This window comes from Chryseobacterium arthrosphaerae (assembly GCF_001684965.1).
GTDB lineage: Bacteria > Bacteroidota > Bacteroidia > Flavobacteriales > Weeksellaceae > Chryseobacterium > Chryseobacterium arthrosphaerae.
On the sequence record NZ_MAYG01000023.1, the window covers coordinates 62,284 to 83,408 of the forward strand.

Below are 21,125 nucleotides of genomic sequence, written 5' to 3' on the forward strand. Positions count from 1 at the left end.
GGGATGAGCATTCTACACAAAGCTAAAAATTATGTTGAAATCTTATTCAAAGATAAGTTATCTTCAGTATATTTTTATCATAATTTTATCCATACTGCCTATACAGTGAATAAGGCAGAGGAAATTATGAAAAATACTCCTGTTTCAGATGATGATCAGGAGAAAGTACTCGTAGCATTATGGTTTCATGATACCGGATATATAGAATGTGCCAAGAATCATGAGGAAAGAAGTGTGGAGATTATGAAAGAGTTTCTGCACCAGGAAAACTATCCTGAAAACTATATTTCAGATGTTGAAAAGCTGATCCTGGCAACAAAAATTACCTATGAACCACAGAATCTGTTGGAGAAAATAGTAAAAGATGCCGATTTCAGCCACTTTGCAGGTCATGACTACAATGATATTTCCGATGCGCTGAGAAAAGAATGGGAACTGACGAACGTGAGGTGTTTTTCCAATGATGAATGGAATGCCGGTAATCTGGATATGCTGAAAAATAAACATACTTACTATACAGATTACGCCAAGGAAAACTGGGAACCTCTAAAAAAGAAGAACATTAAAAAGATTGAGAAGAAATTGAATAAGGAAGAGGATAAAAAAGAGACCGCCGAAAGTAAATCTGAAGGAAAAAAAGAAAAGGAAAAATCAGACAGGAGTGTAGACACGCTCTTCAGGGTTACATTAAATAATCATACGAGACTCAGTGACATTGCAGACAGCAAAGCGAATATTCTACTGTCTGTAAACGCCATCATTATTTCAGTCTGTCTGTCCGTTTTGGTTCCCAAGCTGGATGCCCCGAAAAATTCCCACCTGATCCTTCCCAGTTTTATCTTATTGTTGTCAAGTGTACTGACGATTATATTTGCGATCCTTTCTACAAAGCCCAATGTAACCAAAACAACATTTTCAGCCCAGGATATTATCAACAGAAAAGTCAATCTGCTGTTCTTTGGAAACTTCCAGCAGATGCAGTTTGATGAATACCATAACGCCATGAAAGACCTGATCAAAGACAGGGATTATATTTATGACTCTATGGTCAAAGACCTGTATTATCTGGGAAAAGTTCTTGACCGTAAATACAAGCTTTTATCGATCACGTATAAGATCTTTATGGCCGGGATTATTATTTCCGTGCTGTCTTTTGGCTTTGCTTTTCTGAGCCTTTAAACGAAAACAATATATTATTATAAAGCCGGACAATTTTCTTTGTCCGGCTTTTTTTCTTTATTGATCTTGATTGTGACTGATGGAAACCCTCAACGCCAAGAGTCCGGTAATCCCCTGGAGATCTTCTACCCTGAGGAATTCTATATCATGTTGCAGAATGCCTTTTTTCTGCAGTTTGGAGATATAATCCAGATATTCTTTCTGGTTTTCCATTCCGAAATAGACGATGGTAATCTTTCCGGGAGCGGTAATACGTTCTGCAGAATCCTTGATATGGGCTTTATCTAAGCGTTTTTTGATGATCTCATAATAGGAATTGTAGGCTCCGTCTACATCAAAACGTTTTTCATCCATTCTGAAACGGATGTCTATCTTTTCGTTATATACAAAGATCAGGGAAGCGATATCCAGCTGAACGGGAAGGGCTTTTTTAAATGACTGGAATTCCAGTTCCATTTTACAGATGGTTTTCAGCTGCCAGTACCTCAATTTATGAACTACTTTGAAGGTGTAATGCAGCTCCGGAGCAATAGAATGGCCAATATAGAGATTATGTTCCACCCCGTCAGACTTAAATCTTTCATAATAATGTGGAAAAATGTCCTGGGCTTTCACCTGGCTTTCATCCAGCATATCTGCAAGTTTCCTGTTGACAAGCGTTATGGAGTCATCCAGATTCTTTCTGTGGCTGTAAAAAAGATCGGTTTGAGCCATCACCTGAGCAAAATACTCTTTGATTTTAGTTTTGATCTCCCTGGAGGTTTTGATTTCCAGTTTTCCCTGTAAGAATGGATGAATCTCTTCCCTCAGCAACCTTTGGAAACGCTGTTCGGTATCCGCTTTGATCTCATTGTTCAGTTCATTTTCAAAAACATCCAGTGCCAGCAGAAATTTTTCTGAATCTGAATTCGTGAGCGTGAGGATCTCAATGAGTCTTTCAATCTGGTGATTAAGATCCTGCAGCATCAGATTAAAGCGCTTTTCTGAGGAAGAACGGATATCTGATACACCAAACAACGGGGTAAGGTTTTTAAATGATATTTCTTTTAAGGTATGGATCTTCTTGCCAAGAGATGCTGTAAAGTATTTTTCAGCCTCATTTCTGAATTTCCAGATCACACTGTCATGGATGGTGGTATATTCCCGTTGTATAATAGCTTCGATCTGGTAGTTTTTCTCAAAATAAAATCTGCTGAGTGAGAAAAGGACCATATCTGTAAAAAACTCCATTTTTTTGAGTTTTAAACCGTTAAAACTCCCGGCAATAGGAGAGGTGAATTCCATGATGGCCAACAGCTCACTGTCTTTCATGATCGGAATCACCATGAAACTGTTAATATTATTATCTTTTAAAATTCTGAACGAAGGAAGCTGCTGAATATGTTCATCCAGATTGTTCACATTGGAAACCACAACAGGTTTTGAGTTATGGCTTAAATTATTGAAGGTATTTTTGCGGGTCTGCTCATCAAAAGTATTGATCCAGAAATCAAGGATATGATTGGTGAGAAGACTTTCATAAATGGGCAGTTTATCCAGTTTCTGTTCCTTTTTGTTGAAGGTCATCAGTCCGAAGCTGAGCTCCGGGACATCGAAATAGGATTTGAAGATCTCGGTAAGATTTTCGTTCGGATTTAAATTTTCCGGATCAATTTCGATCATGCTTGATTTCAGGTCAGACAAAGCAACTTCTGAGGTACAGTCTACCAGGGAGATAATGGTAAAGCCTTTCAGAATCCATGATTGAGAAGGGAAATACTTTTTCCACAGCTGAAAGTCATCCAGGTTTTCCAGAAGCATATCCAGAATATCGTCATCAGGTATTTTCGCTGTTTCTGTGGGAATAATTTCTGTAAAATCTGAGTTTACCGTGATCTTATAATGTTTGATGATTCCCTGTTTATTCGGGATATCATAATAAAGAGGAATTGTACTCTTGATATCTTTTTTGAAGTAGCTCTGAAGGATCAGGCAGCAGCAGAACACGTAAAACTCATCGTCAGTGATGTTCCTGAGCTCTATTTCAAAATCTTTTCCGGCGTCTTTAAGGATATTCTTAAACCTTTCGGTATAGTTGAAGGTAATATTGGAAAGGGGAATACTGGCCGCTTTTATTTCATTCTTCGTAAGCCCTGTAGGGAAGAGATCTGCCAGAAGGGTCCTGATGAGGTCCTCATATTTTTCCAGCAATGTGGTATCCTGAAAACCCTCCCGGAGCTCTTTGAAATTCCGGGTGCTGTCAATAAGTGATTCTGCATAGCTGACCCTGTATTCCAGGCGGTCATTATAACGGATATGTTCCAATACATCCAAATATTTTTTGAATGATATATAAACCTGAAAGGGGGAGTCTTTTTTGTAAAGATTAGCCAAGAGCTGAAATTTAAAGTAAAGTTATGAAAAAAGCAGAATATTGATGTACCGGAAATTTTATTTTATTGTCTGTAATCTGCGGATGTTTCAAAGAACTTTGTATTATATCTGAAAAATGATTGCCTTTTTCTGACAGGATGTATTTTTCGTATTACGATTAATAAATCGCATGGCAGATTTTTTCTTTTTAGTCTGAATATCAATAGAAATGAATGTTTTTCAGGTTTCTTTTGATTTTAGTTGGGAAAGCATAAGGCCATAATTTCTTTTTGGTCTAAAACAGAATGGTCGTATTTCAGAATCTCCGGTTCTTCAGGATCTGCAGTAATATCCTGAAGTTTTTCTGATGCAGGAAAATATTCAAGCCATCCTACAGCGTGATCTGTTATTTGTTGTACAGCAGGATCTTCAGAAATATCATTGGAAACATAAATTTCAATGACGATCTTTTCAGAAGTTATCTCTTCAATTCTGATCCGGGGATCATTGAACGTTTTAAGAGCAGAAGCATTACTGGATTTTACCAGAGCAGTAATGAACTCTTCGCAGGAACTGTATTTCTTTTCTTTTTTAACTGGCGTTTTCTGAGACGGCTGAGTTGCGATGACCGGTTGTGCCGGATCTGCCTTCTCCTCTTTCTTTACACATGAAAAGGAAAGAATAGCTGTTGTGGTAAAGACCAGGGGAGTATAAATTTTCATAAGATTATAATTCATAATGATTTCTGTTTTCATCACGGTGTTTTTTCACCCGGAACAGCTTTATTTATAATAAGATTATACCCGGAAGACGGTTTTCTTCTACTTTTCCATTTAATAGTTTGATATCCTCATCCATATTATCAAATTTTTCGTCTTGATTTTGCTCAATATGGCTAAGTTTTAATTTTTTAGAAGGAGAAGAATGTATAAATACATCTTTAAAGTTTTCATCAAAAGAAAAAGTACCTTTCACAAATTCTGAAACTTCATATGTTCCTATAAAATTAAATGAATCTTTCTTAAAATGATAAAGGGAATAAGTAGAAAACTGTTCTGTAAACGAAGGAAATAACAAATATCCTTCAGAAGGATCATTTTCTTTCAACAAAATATGGATGTCTTTTTCTGCAAGTTCAGGTGAGATATCATAAAAAAAGTTGATATGAACAGGCTTCCAGGAAACAAATTCCTTTTTATTATTTTCAATAGAAATATAAGCTCTTTCGGAGATATATCTGATTTTTACAATAAGTGATTTATAATTTAAATCTAGCTTTTGAACCTGTTTGTTTAGATTGTAATCTGCTTCTTTATTAATATTTAAAACTTCTGTATATAAGTTCTCCTTTGTATTATTTGTAACACTTACTATACTAGCTTTTTCATTTGCCGTGTTTAATGATTTAGCTTTTTTACAAGAAATACATACCAATAAAAGTAAGATTAAAAGGTTTTTCATATAAATTTTATGGTGTACTATTTAGTGAATTATACGTAAAAATATTTATTATCACTTTTTTAAATTTCCTGTATTTTTAGAATATCCAGCAACTTTATCTTTTCTGAATTTTAACGTAAGCATATTATTTTTCATAGAAGTTTTTATAAAATCTCCAATCTCCGTATTCTCAGAATTTGATCTTGGTTCTTTTACATAGAATTGATCTACCTTTATAAAAAAACAATAAAGATTGAGAAGTTCAATCTTTATCTTCTTCTAGAGAGAATTTATAAAATTGATAGGGTGTCTTACCCTTTATTCTTGCAGAATTATCATATTGTTCGGATTCTTCTATAACATTAGCTGTTCCATAAAATACTTTATCTTTTTTATATAATGTAATCAATAAGTCCTTTTTGTTACCTCTAATATTAACAGGGCTACTATTGGGATCATCATATTTCTTACTATAAATTTCTATTTTATCCTCGTTCGGGAATATGTAATAATCACACTTTTTTCTTAAATATACTCCCCCTGGATCAGATTGTGGATAATCATCCCTCATTCTTGTGTCTGCTGAAAATAGTATTTCATGGGCTGTGATTTTTAATTTGAACCAACCTACTTTATCGATTATTGACTGGTAAGTTTTTAGGTTCTTATCATCTGAATTAAGATAAACACCTTCCCAATCTTGTAAAGTGTTATTGAAATTATCATTGAGTTTCTTTTCAGGAGTATTTTGATACCAAAATCTTTCTAATTTTTCCCCATTCAAAATTCCAAATTTATAAGAATTTGGTTCCTCATCTCTTATATAATTTGTAGGAGCAGGACAATCATATATTTTTATATCTAAATTTTCTTTTCTTAATTTTCCATTACCAATTGAATAGACCTGATGTATTTCAAAAAAATCGTCATTGTTATTTATTATATATTTTCCAATGGCAATACCATGTTTACTGTTTTGCTTATCTAGTTGACAAATTGAATAGTAATAATCTTTTTTAATTTTCAATGTGTCTCTTAGTATACTATCTTTTATAATGAAAAGATATTTATTATCGTATTCTACAAATGTATTTTTGCCTTTATCAATTGGAGAAAATTCAATTATTGATGTATTATCTTCGATATTTTGCCATCCTTTTTCTATAAAAAATTGTTTTTTCTCATTGAATAGTTTCTTAAGGATTTCTGAATCAAGAATCTTAACTCCATTGTTATATGTAACTTTACCGTAATCTTCAACTCTAAATTTTTCACCAATAATATGATGTTCCTGTCCTTTACAATTAATGAATAAACCTGTTTTCTCTAAGATTTTCTGTGATTCAGATTTATTGCAATTTAATAATAAAGCACAAAAAGCTAATAGTAAAACGGGATATTTAAGTATATAACAATTTCTTATCATCATGTGTTATTGATGCATTGGCTTTAATCTCTATGTTATTCTTATGAATTTTATTTCTGGTTAATGTATTTTTGAATATCTTCAATTTTTATATCATTTAAACTTATGAAATGTTTTAATTTAATAGTTTTACCCGTTTCTTCATAAAAGCTTTTGACGCCAATCTGGGACAAATAAAAATTATCTTTTTTCCATTCAAATACTAATTGGTAAATAGAATTTTCTGCTTTACTTATTACGTCTACTGAAAATGAATTTTTACCAATTTGTTTGAAATCCGAGTAAGAATTCATTGGTTCATTACATCTTAAGCAAGGAATAATATTTTTATTATTAGTAATCTGAGTATAATTATTACTGTTTTTACCTATGAAAACATCTAGTGTTCTAAAGTATGAATTGATATTATCAAAATATTCATTACCCATAACATTTTCTTCCTTTGGGTTAGCTCGTATTAAAACCTTATCATTTATTTTATCATTATTAAAATCAAAAATCAAACTATCTATTGTTACTTGATTTGAAAGATTATTTTTTATAGGTTTAATATCTTTCTTTATGATGGAAGGATTTGTTTTAGTAGCAACAACTGCAAAATCAAATACATGTTGTTCCTTTTTGTTTTTTGTTACTATTTTTTTCGGATCAAAAGTAAATGAGATTTTATTTTCTGATTTTTTGATCGATAGTACTTCTTTAATATTATATTTTTCATAATTGTATTGTGGACCACAAAATCTAAAAGTTTTGATAAGTTGGTTTTTATCAATGAGAATAGCATACATACTTCCTGTAAGAATATCCTGGTAATCTTCGATAAGTATTATTCTAAGATTAGGGTCAATTGAATTAGTAAACTGATAGGCAGAAACTCCTACAGCGTCCATTTTACAATGATTTTCTTCTGTAACATCAATTTTATTACCTTCATTAGTTAGTATTTCTATATGATTGGGTTGATCAGAAAATAATCTTAGGGTGGTTTTATTCAATTTGAAAACAAGTTCATCATTCGTTGTAAAACTACCTTCAAACTTAAAATTTGTCGTTATAATATTTTCAACAGGTTTTTCTTTACACTGCCCAAAGAATGTAAAAAAAATTATAAAAGCGAATAATATTAACTTTTTACTTCTAGCTTCTTGCATTTTTAACGCTTGTTTGTTTAGGTTCATCTATAGGTTTTAAATTTACATAAAATGCAGGATTCGTTCTGTTATTAGTACCCTCTTTGCTTCCAGGATATTTATTACTTCCGATTTCAAAATGTAAATGTGGATTTGGGACTCCTTTTGCATTGCCGCTTTCACCAGTATAACAAATTGTTTTTCCTGCAGCTACTTCTCCGCTTTTTACTTCTACAGAGCTTAAATGACAATATCTGAGATAATACTTAGAGGCATTGGCATCAAACCCTGCACCATTTTCAATTTCTCCGGTAAACTGCAATGTATAATTCCGCTTTGCAGCACGAAGATCGTCACCTTTTACTTCAAGAATAAGAATCGTACCATAGGAAGGGCTTTCCATTACTTCTACAACGATACCGTCCAGACATGCTACAGCTGGAGTTCCTGGTGTAGCGAAAAGATCCAGCCCTTGATGGTTTTTTGTTCCACCGTTTCGTACCTTTCCAAATGCACCATTTTTTTCAGCATGATTACCTTCGGAATTATAATATGTTCTTTGTGAAGACGCAAGTGGATCATGCCATGTACTGTTGTTACTACCTTCATCAGGTGTACATTCATCAACTTTAAAGGCGGTTACTGCTTTTTTGAAGAAATTCCTACGTCTTGTATAATGTGTTTGATCTAGATTTCGGTTAATTATCCTTGTTATTGAGTTTACAACATCATCAGAAGTTCCTTCGTCGGCTTTCTTATTGAGATTATTGTTAATCCAATAGCTTAGCCCTGACATAACTGCATATTTAGGCTGCTCCAGTAATTCAGGATTTGTAATCAAATTTCCTTGACCAGGGAAAGCTTTCTGAAATTCTGAATTTATTTGAGTATAATTATATTTTCCTGTTAACTGAATAAGACCACGTCCAATATATTTATATCCTTCTTGTTTAGTTTCATTACCTAGATCGTTACAATTATTAACTCTTGAAACACTACAAGAAACTATATCTTTTTCATTATCAACATTTCTTAAACCATAGGCTCTTATTGCTAATTCATAAGTATTTCCTTTATAAAGTTCTGCCTCATTTGGATGTCGTTTAAAATATCCGAACAGAGCTTTTAATGTAGAGACACTGTAGTTTCCGATTTCTTCAAGAAGTGTTCGGAACTCTGTTTCAGAACCCATCTGAGTAATTAGATGAGCTTTCCTTCTACATGTGTTGATCTCGTATTTCAGTCTTATATCATTAAGTTCTTTTATCAGTAGCTTTGCCAAGGTCTCATTATTTGCAGCAGCTGGGAAGACTTCTTTTATCTGTTCAAATGTTATCTCCGCCTCACATCTCGGACACTTATTCCCAATCTGGAAGTACGCCCCATCCTTATTCAGGAACTTCTTATCATGCTGTTTTTCTCCCTGCGCTTTGGCGTGAAGATACAGGAATTCCGGGACTTTTTTCAGGAGTTTGAACGTAATGGTATCTCCGGGCTGATAATTTTTTATGGCTAAAACTTTTTTTATTTCTTCTTCACTGGAAGTTTTACCGTTTTCTATTTTAGGATTTCTGGCATTTCCTTTTTTGGCGTTTTCGAGGATGGTCTTAGCGATGGAAGCCTTTTTGGCTTCATTATCTATATTTGTGGCACCTCCGAAGGTGTACGTGTAAGTTCCGTCTTCTTTTCCTTTGCTGATCTTGTCTTTCCATTGTTTCAGTTCTTCTTCGGATTTAGGGCGGAGATGAATAGGGATTTTAACCATATTATCTTTTACCGTTCCCGTGAATACTGTTTTTTCAGTTCCCGGAACTGCCTGTCCGGCAGGTGTTTTTTGTTCCATCTGTTCTTCGGTAATTTCCAGAACAGGAAGAACAGCATCTGCTGCACCTTTGATGATTCCGTCTTTTTCTTTGATGGAGATGGTGACCTGTTTTCCTTCCAGCATCATCGTTCTGGCTACCAGATACAGTTTATCGTCTAATGGTGCACTGTCTACTTTTTTGAAGTCTGGCCCCAGTTTAAAGGTTTTAAACGTAACAGTTTTCTGATTGACAGTATCTTTACCGTAAGCTTCAGCAGTTAGTGCTGCGGCAATCACTTCAAGAGTAGCATATTTTTTCTGAGATTTCAGGCTGTCTTTAATTTTACCAAGAATGGTCTGTGCCACTTTATTTTTCTCTTCGGCAGTTCCTGTTTTGTTACCACTCTTAGTACCTCCGAAAGTGTAGGTATGCGTACCATCTTCTTCGCCGGTTTGTTTTGTATATTCTTTTTTTGCAAAATAAGCATCCAGAAGGTCTTCTGCTTTTACCGGATTTACTGTGGTAGGAGAGACGCCTCCCGGAGGGGGAGAGGTTGCCGGCTGGGTATTATGGGCAGTTCCGTGAGCTGACTGTGGCTCAGGCTCAGGTTGTGTCGGAGCTGGTGCAGGTTGTGGCTGTTGAGGTTGCTGTGGTTGTGGTTGTGGTTGTGGTTGTGGTTGCCCGGACGCAGGGCGTAATTCGTCAGGAGTACTGACATTTACATTGTTGGTCGCATGCTTTTTATGGGCATAATATTCTACGGTTACATAGAACTCCATTTGCTGGGGATCTGTTTCTCCCTGCATTGCTTTTCTCATGAGGGCTTTTGTCAGCATAAATTCTGCTCTGGCAATTCCGTTTTTTACCTTTTCCTTTTTGCTGTCTATAGGAGTATTGCCTGTGCTGTGTCCTGAGTCTCTGGCATCATCTTCCCAAAGAGTAAACAGAAGATACTCAGCTTCCAGGTTCATACACCTGGCTTCTGCAACCAGTTTTTCAGTAAAGCTGAAAACTGTGCCTGGGGTATCATCTATATATTTTAATTCAACTTTATTGATTCTTGGGACGTCACTGGGCTGGGGCTGTATCTCAAGGGCCATGGGTGTTCTCCCTTCCGGATTATGAAGATAAGCCTCTATTCTGAAAGTATCTTTATAGGCGGTTGTATTAAACGTAAAACTGCTTACCCCAACTTTCTTAATGTTAGTGGGTACAAATTTCCCGTTCACCTTTTTGAACAGGTGCCAGGTAACGTGGGCAGGATTTCTTTTTGCTGCTGGGGTGGCCGGATACCATTCATCAATTTTATAGGTAACCAATTCGCCAACTTTTGGTTTTGTATTTCCCGATATTTTATAAATTCCTTGTTTTGACATGGTGGCTTAGTTTTAGGTTAATAGGCATCTACTTCATCACCTTCTGTCTCTTTCTGGAACTCTTTGAAATCTACAAAAGGATTGATATGATGCTGTTCCTGGGGATCTGCATTTTTTACATTTTGCGGGCTCATCGCTGCGGTCTGCCCATGTTCCATGATCGTGATTTTTCCGCCTGTAGAGCACATGAGTTCGGAAATTTCAGTGACACAGCTTTTACCCATAACCTTTATTTTTTCATAGGTTTTTTGCCATTTTCCGGCAGGTGCGTAGGCGCAGGGCAGGTATCCGCCCGGTGTTGGTTTCAGTTTGCATTTTCCAAAGCTCGGCCCTTGTGGATTAAACTGAAGATCATCCTCGGTGACAGCCAGATAATCAGCCTGCCCCTCTTCATTATTCCAATAATGTTTCTGATGAGAAGTTACTTTAAATTGCGGAAACAGATCGCCCTGATTACATTGGGCTTTTCCTTTCTGTATGACGAGATGTTTTCCGTCATGTGGTGATGCGGATCCGGACATATTTTGCGTTTTTTTGGTGTTGTTTCAAAGATAGTAAATTAACCTGAATTCAGTACAGCACATTTTTATTTTTCATGGGATCAGAAGTTTAAAATGTGGTATCATCAAATTAAAGCCTTTAATGATAACTTCCAATTTCAGTTTTCCAAGCTTCCAGTCTCATTTTATATCATTCCTTTTCCATCATTAAAACATCTTTTTCAGTTACATCGCCGATCCGGATTTCAAAACTTCCGGTGATCTTCCGAATGACCAGGTCAGTGCGGTCAAAAATATATTCAGCTTCATGGCTGCAGGAAACGGAGCGGCTGTTAAAAGAAGCCTGTTCCTGGTACGGATAGCTTTTATCATAAAGCTGATTGAGATTCCGGTAATCACAGGATTTTCCACTTTGGATGATTTTCAGAGGTTCATCGGTTTCATTCTGTTCTTTGGGTAAGATCCGGTTATAAAGCTCAAAACGGATAGGGGACGCATGGGTCAGCCAGGGGATAAATTCATGATAAACTCCTGAGTCTGTCCAGCCATCATACTTTGCCCTGTAAAAGGCACCAAAGAGAAACTGTACAGGCAGCATATGGCGGATACTTGTCAGTATATGCCCCTTATCTTCCGTCTTTTTTTTCATCTGATCAATATACGAGGCAGAAATATCATCCGTGAAATATCTTTTCAATGCTTCCAGCTCATTTTTAATGGTTGATTCGGGATGATAGAATTTTACATCCTTAAGTTGAGCTGCTGAGCTTACCCTGATCTCTACAGGAAACAGGATTGCAGCACAGGCTTTGGCGAGACTGGATATTTTACTGTCTGATTCCTCACCATTTTTACGGGACCCAAAGATCTGCAATGAAAAAAAGTGATCATCTTTTTCGGCCCTGAGATACTTCAGCTCTGTCTGGTATTGATAGCTTGCCTGCTGTCTTCCATCCTGATACTTCAGTTGTCTTACAGTATACATACCGCCGAGTAAAGGAATGGGGTAAGTAATTTTGCCCTGAGGGGGATGGTAATATAAGCTGTCTCCGTTATCACTGATCTTTTGGTTAAGGATACTGATCTCATTCCCGAAAGGAATATGAAGAAGAGTTCCGGGTTTCAGATGCACAGGTTCAGCAAGCCTGTTGTGGAGGGCACAGTATGTATTATGAAATTCTTTAAGGTATGCGGGGTTTTCTACTTTCAGATCGGCAGCAATCTTTTCTAAAGTATCGCCCGGAAGTGTCATGTAGGTGATCATGTGATAGGTGTTTAATGATTAAAAGTCATGATTATAGTTTCAGGAACCGGAATAAGTTTCCAGGGGTGTAATTTATAAAAAATCTCATAAAAAAAAGACCTCTCAGATTTCTGAAAGGTCTTTGTAATATATTTTTAATATACGTTCTATAATCCGAACACTCTTGCAAACAGATCCGGGAAGATTCCCAGGATGATAATTGCTGCAATTACCACTACTGCAATGATGTTGTAAGTTAGTGTTACTTTTTCTGATGATTTGAATGTAGATTCTTTAAAGAAGAACATTGCAATGATCAGTCTTAAATAATAAGCGATCGATAGCGCAGAACCTAAAACGGCTACTAATACCAGGAAAGCCGCACCATTCATTGCCTGGGAGAATAAAGCAAACTTTCCCATAAATCCGGCTGTCAGCGGAACTCCTGCCATTGAAAGCATAGAGATTGTAGCTGCTGTAGCTAATAAAGGTTCAGTTTTCGCCAATCCTTTGAAGGCTCCGAAAGAAGTTTCTCTCTTTAATTTCTCTACCCAGATCAGGCACATGAAAACTCCTACTGTAGATAAAGCATAAGCAAATAAATAGAATGCTAAGTTATAGGTAGAAAGACTTGTCATTCCGAAGAATACCAATCCGATGTATCCTGCATGGGAAACTGAAGAGTAAGCCAACATTCTTTTTGCATTGGTCTGGGCAAGACCCATCACGTTGGCCAAAAGTAAGGTAATGATCAGGAATACTCCTAAAACATTGATCCACTCATGGGTAACGCCTGCAAACCCGATCGTCATCAGTCTGAATAAAGCAAAGAATCCTGAGATCTTTACCACACTCGCCATGAAAGCTGTGATCAGTGAAGGTGAACCTGCATATACATCAGGGCTCCACATATGGAAAGGCGCTAATGCTACTTTGAATGCCAATGCACAAAGGATCAGCAATACTCCTAAAATGAACATTACATTTCCAGAATTTGCCACTCCGAAATCATGGATTTTGTAAAGATCAAAACTTCCCGCACTTCCGTAAATGAATGCAATACCGAACAATAGGAAACCTGTTGCAAATGCACCCATCAAGAAATACTTGATTGAAGCTTCGTTGGATCTTAGATCAGTTTTGTTGGCACCTGCCATTACATATAACGGAATAGAAAGAATCTCAACTCCCAGGAATAGGGTTACCATATTCTGGTATCCGAAAAGAACGATCCCTCCGCATAATGCAAACAGCATCAATGCATATAATTCTGACTGGTGGCTTCTGTGATTGCTGAATGCAAAACCTCCCAGGAAGAATAACAATAAAGTTGTTACGATTGATATTTTAGTGAATAATGCAGTATTGGCACTGTATTCATACATATGCTTGTAATGGTCGAAGAACGAACATTCCGGCATAAAACTTACATACAATGCGATGATTAATCCCAAAATCCCAATGTATCTTGCGAATTTTCCTTGTTCAAAAACTCCTGAAAATAACGCAATAACTGCCGTTAGGAAAACAATAATTAAAACACTCATTTCTTAAAATATCAAATTAACTTACCATTGATTGGTAGATAAACTTCACCGAACTACTCACCATGTCGATTACCGGTTGTGGGAAAATACCCAGTAAAATCACAAAAACCGCTAAACTTGCCAATACAGAAAATTCTACACCTGATAAATCTTTTGCTGTACTTAAAACTGCTTCATCTCCTTCCCCGAACATTGCTTTTCCGTAGAATCTCAATAAATACACTGCACAAAGAATTACCGTAAGACCAGCAATGACTGCTGCTGTTCCGTTAAAATCATATACAGATTTTAACAGGATAAATTCCCCGATGAATCCATTGGTTAATGGAACACCCATTGAACCTAATATAATGATCAGGAATAACACCGCAAACTTAGGAGCAACTTTTGCCAAACCACCCATTTGTCTGATGTCTCTTGATTTAAATCTCTTGTATAAAATATCACAACAGTAGAATAATCCCACCACGTTGATACCGTGAGCGAATGTCTGTACCAAAGCTCCTTCAGCACCTTCCACGTTGAAAGTTCCTCTCAAAGTAACTACTGCTGAAGCGAAGATACCGGCTACCATCAATCCTACGTGAGAGAAAGATGAATAGGCAATGATTCTTTTCATATCCGTCTGGATGATGGCAATCAATGCTCCGTGTACAATTCCCACAATAGCAAGGATGATCACGATCTGTCCTGAAATTCCTGCAATAGGAAGCGGAGTGATCGGAAGCAAATAACGCATTACACCGTACACTGCCATCTTAAGCATGATCCCGGATAACAGCATCGATCCCTGAGTAGGAGAGTAGGTATATGTATCAGGCTGCCATGTATGGAAAGGGAATACCGGTAATTTCACTGCGAATGCAAAGAAGATAAACCAGAATACCACAGTCTGTTGTGTTTCGTTCAGTTGTGCATTGTAAAGATCCGTTAAAGCGAACGATGCAGAGTGGTTGTACACATAGATCAGTCCGGCTAACATAAATAAAGATCCTACGAATGTATATACGAAGAATTTCGTAGTGAATTCAAACCTTTTATTCTCCTGTCCCCAAAGTCCGGCAATAAACCAAATGGGAATCAAAGTTACTTCCCAGAAAATATAGAACAATAATCCGTCTAAAGAAGTAAACACTCCCACAAGACCGAATTGCATCAACAGAATCAGTCCGTAGAATGTATTTCTGTAGTTTACATTTTCATTGAAAGAAGATAAAATGATGATTGGCGCTAAAATGTTTGTCAGCAGTAAAAGAAGCATGCTCATCCCATCGATTCCGAAGTGAAGTGAGCTCTTCATAAATTGTGACCACGGATAATTGATCTCGTGCTGCAATACGCTGTCTACAGTCGGAGTAAAATCAAAATCCGAAAGTACATAGAACGTAAGGAGCATCTGTACCAATGCGATCCCAAGTGCCAAATATTTGCTGGAATTACTCTTCCAGGCAAAAACTAATCCCGAACCTACTAGAGGTAATAGTAATAATGTTAATAATAAACAAGACATTATTATTGTAATAAAAAGTTAACAATTAATATAATTCCCACAGCTAAAGACATGATAAGAATATACGTCTCTACATTTCCGTTCTGTACACGCTTCATGGCTTTTCCGCTGTCTTCAGCACCATCACCTACAAAGTTTACAAAACGATCCAAGATACCCTTATCAAACATTTTTCCTCCGCGTCCTAATCCTTCAACAGTTTTTACAATCAATGCGTTGTAAAGTTCGTCAACATATAATTTCTTAGCAGAAAGCTTTTCCCATCCGGTATAGTTTTCTTCTGCAACAGCCATCTTTTTCTTTTTCACGTAAGTGTTTCTGACGATGAACCATACTGAGAAGAACATCAATACTGTAGCTGCCAGTAAGATCATTTCTGTATTGAAAGGCACTCCTGAAAGAGTAGCTTCCATCTGGCTGTAGCTTTGTTCCGTAAGAACAGGCTTTAACCATTCCATCAGTTTAGCATAGTGGCCATGGCCGATGAAGTGTGGCAAGTTAATGAAACCTCCTACTACAGAAAGAACAGCCAATACGATCAATGGTAATGTCATATTAGACGGGCTTTCATGTAAGTGGTGTTTCTGTTCTTCAGTACCTCTGAATTCTCCGTGGAATGTCAAATAATACAGTCTGAACATATACGTTGCAGTCATTGCCGCCAAAACAAATAAGATTACCCAGTAAACCGGATTTTTAGCGAAAGCTGCTACTAAAATTTCGTCTTTGGAGATCATCCCCGATAATAAAGGGAAACCTGAAATAGCTAATGTTCCGATCAGGAATGTAGCGTGCGTAAGAGGAATATATTTTTTAAGCCCTCCCATGAAACGCATATCCTGCTCGTTGCTCATCGCGTGGATTACAGAACCTGCACCTAAGAATAATAAAGCTTTAAAGAAAGCGTGTGTCATTACGTGGAACATGGCAGTTGTATAAGCTCCAAGTCCTAAAGCAATGAACATAAATCCAAGCTGTGAAACGGTAGAGTATGCCAATACTTTTTTGATGTCGTTCTGACGTAATGCATAGAATCCTGCTAAAGCCGCAGTTAAGAATCCGATGAATAAAATTCCTCCCTGTACAGTTGGTGCTAAAGTAAATAAGAAGTTAGATCTTACTACTAAATAGATACCCGCTGTTACCATTGTTGCTGCGTGAATTAAAGCAGAAACAGGAGTTGGCCCGGCCATCGCATCCGGTAACCATGTATATAAAGGAACCTGAGCAGATTTACCGGTAGCACCGATGAATAAACTCGCTGTGATAAAGATGATCACGGTTCCGTCCAGTTCAAATTTTGAAGCGTTTTCTGCTACAGAAAGGTAATCTACAGCATTGGTCTGAGAAGCGATCATGAAGATACCGATCAATAACGCAAGGTCACCGATTCTGTTCATAATGAAAGCTTTTCTTGCTGCCTTACCGTATTCTTCGTTGGTATACCAGAATCCAATCAACAGGTAAGAACAAAGACCTACACCTTCCCATCCGATGAAAAGGATCAGGTAGTTGCTTCCCATTACTAAAAGCAGCATCGAGAAGATGAAAAGGTTCAGGTAAGTGAAAAACTTATAGAATCCTTTGTCATGACTCATATATCCGATAGAGTATAAGTGGATCAGTGAGCCGATACCCGTGATGATCATCACCATCATTAAAGAAAGCTGATCGATCTGGAATCCGAAATTGATCTGAACTCCGTTTACTCTAAACCATTCAAAAGCTTTTACGATTACAGGCTGGCTTTCAGAGCTGAAATTCATGAAAAGACTTACAGCGATACAGAACGATCCGAAAACCATTGCCGTAGCCAAAGAACCCACCACAATTTTTGGAAGATTTTTCCCGAATAAACCGTTAATAAGAAACCCTAAAAGTGGTAAAAGTACTATTGCATATACTAAATTCTCCATTCTTATCCTCTTAATTTATTAAATATACTTACATCTACAGAACGGGTATTTCTATACAGCATAGCAATAATTGCCAGGCCTACCGCCACTTCAGCAGCAGCAACCACCATAATGAAGAACACCAGAAGCTGTCCGTCCCCGTTGCCTTTGTATGCTGAAAATGCAGCTAATAAAAGGTTTACAGAATTAAGCATAAGCTCTACACAGCCCAGCATCACAATAGCATTTTTTCTAAGCAATACGCCCATTACCCCTAAACAGAACAATACTGAACAAAGGATGATGAAGTAGTCCAAAGGGATGCTTTGTATAAATGTATTTACTTCTCCCATAATTTTATAAATCTTTTTTACCGATTAATACCGCACCTACGATACCTGCTAAAATCAGGATAGAAGCAAGCTCAAACGGTAAAACATATTCATTAAACAAAAGTCTGCCCAGATTCTTGGTAAGACCTACACCTCTGTCTACATTCTCCACTACAATATGGTTGTCTCTTACTCCTCTGAATACCCCTAATACTCCTACCAAAAGAAGACCTGCGGTAAATACTCCAACAAATTTTAAAGTATTTCCCTTCTTACTTTCGTCTTGTTTATTAAGGTTAAGCATCATCAGGATGTAAAGGAACAATACCATGATGGCACCTGCGTACACTATAATCTGGATAATTGCCAGGAACTGGGCATTCAGAAGAATGTACATGCCGGCAATTGAAAACATCGTAACAATTAATGACAGAATAGCATATAAAGGATTTTTTGCAAATACAAAGTAAACCGCACTTGCCACTGCTAAAAACGCCACCAAGAAAAATAAAAACTGATCCATTATTTTACCGCATTTTTTTGTTTCTCGGATTGTCTTGTCGTGATGTCAATCCTTTCATTTATTTTTTCAACCAATTTATCTTTACCGTAAATGAAAGAACCTCTGTTAGTCTCTACATCTACCAGCCTATCGGTAAGATAAATGGCAGATTTAGGACAGGCCTCTTCACACATACCGCAGAAAATACATCTCAGCATATTGATTTCATATACTGAAGCATATTTTTCTTCTCTGTAAAGATCTTTTTCCTCTTTAGTTCTTTCAGCAGCAGTCATCGTAATGGCTTCTGCAGGACAAGCTACCGCACAAAGTCCGCAAGCTGTACATCTTTCTCTGCCTTCCTCGTCTCTTTTCAAAACGTGCTGACCTCTCCAGATGGTAGTTCTCGGCTTCTGTACTTCCGGATACGAATATACTGCGGGAGCACCCTTTATCACGGTTCTTACAGCATGCTTAAATGTAATCCCCATCCCTGTAAAGATGGCAGGAAGGTAGATTTTTTCAGCAAGGGTCATTTCTTTATTGGAAACAACTTTTGATCTGTTTGTAAGTTTCATTTAATTATAGATATTAGATGTTAGACACCAGATTTTAGACTAATCTTGTCTGTTATCTTAATTTTTAATATTCAATATTCACACAAACCTAACAGGTTTCAAAAACCTGTTAGGTTTAGATAATTTAATTTCCAAACGCTAAAATTACAGCTCCTGTAATTAAAAGGTTTACCAATGCCATCGGGATTAAAGTTTTCCATCCTAAGTGCATTAACTGGTCGTATCTGAATCTTGGAAGCGTCCATCTGATCCACATGAAGATCAGAATTCCGATTACGGTTTTCGTTAAGAATGCTACGATACTTAAGATTCCTGCAACGTTTTCTCCCCAGTTCTGAGTTACCCATTCAATACCAGGATAGTTGTAACCTCCGAAGAAAAGCACCACCATGAAAGCATTGGAAATAAACATGTTCACATATTCCCCGAACATATACAGCCCTAACTTCATGGAAGAGTATTCTGTAGAGTACCCTGTTACCAGTTCAGATTCACATTCAGGTAAATCGAACGGGTGTCTGTTTGTTTCAGCTAAAGCTGCTACAAAGAATACAAGAAAAGCAATTGGCTGGTAGAAAATGTTCCAGTTCATACCTGAAACCCAAGGAATCACTCCCCAAAGTTTTCCACCCGTCTGGCTTTCTGTAATTTCTTTCAGATCTAAACTTCCTGTCATCATAATGATAGAAAGAAGGGCCAATCCCATTGCCAACTCATAAGAAATCATCTGAGAAGAAGCACGGATAGCACCTAATAATGAATATTTATTATTGGAAGCCCAGCCTCCGATCATAATTCCGTAAACACCGATGGAAGCCATTCCGATGATGAAAAGTACCCCAACGTCAATGTTGGCTACCTGAAGATCAAAAGAAGTACCTGCAATATTTAAACTTTTACCCCAAGGAATAACTGCTCCTGTGATCAATGAAATAAACATTACTAAAGCCGGTCCCAATACGAAAAGGAATTTTTCTGCATTGGCAGGCGTAAAGTCTTCTTTAAAGAAGAATTTTCCACCGTCAGCAAGAGGCTGCAGCAATCCGAAAGGTCCGGCTCTGTTCGGACCAATTCTATCCTGCATGATAGAGGCCACTTTTCTTTCTGCCCAGGTAGAGTAGGCTGCAATCGTCAACGACAGCAGGAAAAGTGCTAGTACAAGTATAAGTTTAAATGTAAGTAAATCCATTTTATTGTTATAGATGTTAGAAGTTATGAAAATGGAAGCTGGAAGATGTAAGTTATAACAATCACATGACCAAAGTTTCTCATTTTCAAATTAACTCATTATCAAATTTTCAAATTTTATTTTTCGTCTTTTTCACTGATCTCTTTAGCCATAGGATTGTCTAAAACTCTTAGTTCATCCTTAGGTTTTTCATAGTGATTTAATGAAATTACAGAGTGTCTGTCGATATGTCTAGGACCTTCGATGTTCCAGTCTGATAAAGCTTTTCTTTCGAAACGGCATGTATCGCAGATGAATTCTTCCACTTCACCCCACTGGTCTTTTCTTGCAGTTACTCTTACAATCTCATCACCTTTCATCCATACTACAGCTTTTCCTGAACATTTATCACATTTACATGAAGCGTTCATTGGTTTTGTAAACCACACTCTGCTTGCAAAACGGGCAGTTCTGTCTGTTAGTGCTCCAACCGGGCAAACGTCGATCACGTTTCCGATGAAGTCATTGTCTAAAGCTTTATTTAAATACGTTGAAATTTCAGCGTGATCTCCTCTGAAAAGGATACCGTGTTCTCTTTGGCCTGTCAGCTGGTTTGCTGCTAATACACATCTTGCACAAAGAATACAACGGTTCATGTTCAATTTGATGTTCGGTCCAAGATCATCAGCTTCGTAAGTGTTTCTTTCGAATTCTGTTCTTGTATTCTCCACACCATGTTCATATCCTAAGTCCTGAAGATGACATTCTCCTGCCTGGTCACAGATAGGGCAGTCCAGCGGGTGGTTGACCAATAAGAATTCAGTAACCGCTTTTCTTCCTTCCTGAGCTTTCTCAGAAGTAAGGTTTTTTACTTCCATCCCGTCCATTACATTGGTTCTGCAGCTTGCCACCAATTTCGGCATAGGACGTGGGTCTGCTTCAGATCCTTTGGAAACTTCCACAAGACAAGTTCTACATCTTCCTCCACTGGTTTCCAATTTGCTGTAGTAGCACATTGCAGGAGGTACAGATTTTCCACCGATTTGTCTTGCAGCTTCCAGAATAGAAGTCCCAGGCAAAACTTCAGTCGTCTGTCCGTCTATAGTTATTTTGAATTTTTTAACCTCTTCGCTCATATTCTA

17 protein-coding genes are annotated in these 21,125 nt (G+C 37.1%); 1 reads left to right on the forward strand and 16 read right to left on the reverse strand.

Annotation, left to right across the window (positions count from 1 at the left end; all coding sequences use genetic code 11):
• Positions 1–3: 3 nt before the first annotated feature.
• Positions 4–1,179, forward strand: a complete 1,176-nt coding sequence (locus tag BBI00_RS19305; protein ID WP_065400495.1) for a Pycsar system effector family protein — start codon at positions 4–6, stop codon at positions 1,177–1,179.
• 57 nt (positions 1,180–1,236) lie between these two features.
• Here BBI00_RS19305 and BBI00_RS19310 read toward each other — a convergent pair whose 3' ends face one another.
• The 16 genes from BBI00_RS19310 to BBI00_RS19385 form a co-directional block, all read right to left on the reverse strand.
• Entirely contained in the window at positions 1,237–3,492 is a 2,256-nt protein-coding gene (locus tag BBI00_RS19310) for a GAF domain-containing protein (RefSeq protein WP_228394800.1), read from the reverse strand.
• A gap of 296 nt (positions 3,493–3,788) precedes the next feature.
• Positions 3,789–4,286 carry a hypothetical protein gene (locus tag BBI00_RS19315; protein WP_065400497.1) on the reverse strand — a complete coding sequence of 166 codons (498 nt, stop codon included), beginning with the start codon at positions 4,284–4,286 and terminating at the stop codon, positions 3,789–3,791.
• 31 nt (positions 4,287–4,317) lie between these two features.
• Entirely contained in the window at positions 4,318–4,992 is a 675-nt protein-coding gene (locus BBI00_RS19320) for a hypothetical protein (protein WP_065400498.1), read from the reverse strand.
• 241 nt (positions 4,993–5,233) lie between these two features.
• Complete coding sequence (locus BBI00_RS19325) at positions 5,234–6,400, reverse strand: hypothetical protein (protein WP_065400499.1); 1,167 nt, start codon at positions 6,398–6,400, stop codon at positions 5,234–5,236.
• Between the two features lie 47 nt (positions 6,401–6,447).
• On the reverse strand, positions 6,448–7,575 hold the full coding sequence (locus BBI00_RS19330; protein WP_065400500.1) for a hypothetical protein: 1,128 nt from the start codon (positions 7,573–7,575) through the stop codon (positions 6,448–6,450).
• Entirely contained in the window at positions 7,535–10,708 is a 3,174-nt protein-coding gene (locus BBI00_RS19335; protein ID WP_065400501.1) for a peptidoglycan DD-metalloendopeptidase family protein, read from the reverse strand. The genes BBI00_RS19330 and BBI00_RS19335 overlap by 41 nt, the downstream gene beginning before the upstream one ends.
• 17 nt (positions 10,709–10,725) lie before the next feature.
• Entirely contained in the window at positions 10,726–11,229 is a 504-nt protein-coding gene (locus BBI00_RS19340) for a DUF4280 domain-containing protein (RefSeq protein ID WP_065400502.1), read from the reverse strand.
• A 169-nt stretch (positions 11,230–11,398) separates the two neighbouring features.
• Entirely contained in the window at positions 11,399–12,472 is a 1,074-nt protein-coding gene (locus tag BBI00_RS19345) for a hypothetical protein (RefSeq protein WP_065400503.1), read from the reverse strand.
• 146 nt (positions 12,473–12,618) lie between these two features.
• Positions 12,619–13,998, reverse strand: coding sequence for an NADH-quinone oxidoreductase subunit N (locus BBI00_RS19350; protein WP_065400504.1), 1,380 nt, complete (start codon positions 13,996–13,998; stop codon positions 12,619–12,621).
• A 16-nt stretch (positions 13,999–14,014) separates the two neighbouring features.
• Entirely contained in the window at positions 14,015–15,508 is a 1,494-nt protein-coding gene (locus BBI00_RS19355) for a complex I subunit 4 family protein (RefSeq protein ID WP_065400505.1), read from the reverse strand.
• 2 nt (positions 15,509–15,510) lie between these two features.
• A complete protein-coding gene (gene nuoL / locus BBI00_RS19360) occupies positions 15,511–17,424 on the reverse strand; it encodes an NADH-quinone oxidoreductase subunit L (protein ID WP_065400506.1) in 1,914 nt (637 codons plus the stop codon).
• A gap of 2 nt (positions 17,425–17,426) precedes the next feature.
• Positions 17,427–17,756, reverse strand: a complete 330-nt coding sequence (gene nuoK, locus BBI00_RS19365; protein ID WP_047096014.1) for an NADH-quinone oxidoreductase subunit NuoK — start codon at positions 17,754–17,756, stop codon at positions 17,427–17,429.
• Between the two features lie 4 nt (positions 17,757–17,760).
• Entirely contained in the window at positions 17,761–18,258 is a 498-nt protein-coding gene (locus BBI00_RS19370; RefSeq protein WP_065400507.1) for an NADH-quinone oxidoreductase subunit J family protein, read from the reverse strand.
• Positions 18,258–18,815: a NuoI/complex I 23 kDa subunit family protein gene (locus tag BBI00_RS19375; RefSeq protein ID WP_065400508.1), complete on the reverse strand. Its 558-nt coding sequence runs from the start codon at positions 18,813–18,815 to the stop codon at positions 18,258–18,260. Before BBI00_RS19375 ends, BBI00_RS19370 begins: the two co-directional genes overlap by 1 nt.
• A 124-nt stretch (positions 18,816–18,939) precedes the next feature.
• Positions 18,940–20,004 (reverse strand): NADH-quinone oxidoreductase subunit NuoH, encoded by a 1,065-nt coding sequence (nuoH, locus tag BBI00_RS19380; RefSeq protein WP_065400509.1) that lies wholly within the window; start codon positions 20,002–20,004, stop codon positions 18,940–18,942.
• Positions 20,005–20,120: 116 nt separating this feature from the next.
• The gene (locus BBI00_RS19385; protein WP_062702155.1) at positions 20,121–21,119 is read right to left on the reverse strand and encodes a 2Fe-2S iron-sulfur cluster-binding protein; all 999 of its coding nucleotides are present in this window, start codon (positions 21,117–21,119) and stop codon (positions 20,121–20,123) included.
• Between the last annotated feature and the right edge of the window lie 6 nt (positions 21,120–21,125).